Consider the following 1,072-nt stretch of genomic DNA (forward strand, 5'->3'; position numbering starts at 1 on the left):
GTGCCAGACAGCGCGTTGGTTATGTCAGGTTTGTTTCAGCTTCATTTCGTGTCGATTGCAGGTTTGTGTCGTGGTCGTTTCGTGGCTGCTTGTGGCAGCAACCTGCTTCGATGGAGTTGACTATCCTCCCAATCTGATGTTCAATCAAACGAAATGGAATGATGCTTTGTATCAGAAAAATTGAAGGTCAGTTCCCATGAACGCCCCGCTCAATCATCCACTGCCACTGCTCGATCTCGACGTTTTGCGCACTTTCGTGGCGATTGCCGAGACCGGCAGCTTCACCACCGCCGCCAATGCCGTGTTCCGCACGCCATCGGCCGTCTCCATGCAGATCAAGAAGCTGGAGGACATTCTTGGCCGTTCGGTGTTCGCGCGCGACGCCCGCTCGGTGTCGCTGACCACGGACGGCGAGATGCTGCTCGGCTACGCCCGCCGGCTGCTGTCGATCAACCGCGAGGTGGTGTCGAAGTTCATCATTCCCGAGATTGTCGGTGTGGTGCGGCTTGGTTCGCCGGACGATTACGGCGAGCGCGTGCTGCCGCATGTGCTGAAGCGTTTTGCGCAGTCGCATCCGTCGATCGCCGTCGACGTCACCATCGACCAGAGCAGCAATTTGCGCCGGCGCATGGACGACCGGGCGCTCGACATCACGCTCTTGACCAATTCCTACAAGACCAGTGCGCTTGGCGCCGAGGTGCTGCTGACGGAGCCGATCGTCTGGGCCGGCGCCAAGGGCGGCTGCGCGCATCTGCGCGAGCCTTTGCCGGTATCGCTGTGGGAAGAGGGCTGCGCCTGGCGCGCCGGAGCGCTCGATGCGCTTGGCCGCGAAGGCCGCAATTATCGCATCGCCTATATGAGCGCGCACACGGCCGGCCAGCGCGCTGCGATCATGTCCGATCTCGCGGTGGCGCCGCTGCCGAAGTCGTTCCTCGGCAACGACATGGTCGAACTCTGCCCGAAGGACGGCATGCCCGACATCGGCACCTACAATCTGGCGATGGTGGTGGCGCCGGACGCCAGCGCGCCGGTCAAGGCGGTTGCCGACCACATCCGCGCGACCTTCGAAGTG

1 protein-coding gene is annotated in these 1,072 nt (G+C 62.0%); it reads left to right on the forward strand.

All coding sequences use genetic code 11. The features are described from left to right. Positions 1-196: 196 nt before the first annotated feature. Positions 197-1,072: LysR substrate-binding domain-containing protein (locus EN935_RS37395; protein ID WP_127374311.1), on the forward strand; the 876-nt coding region annotated here is incomplete at its 3' end.

Source organism: Mesorhizobium sp. M7D.F.Ca.US.004.03.1.1, assembly GCF_003998635.1.
Classification (GTDB): Bacteria; Pseudomonadota; Alphaproteobacteria; order Rhizobiales; family Rhizobiaceae; genus Mesorhizobium; species Mesorhizobium loti.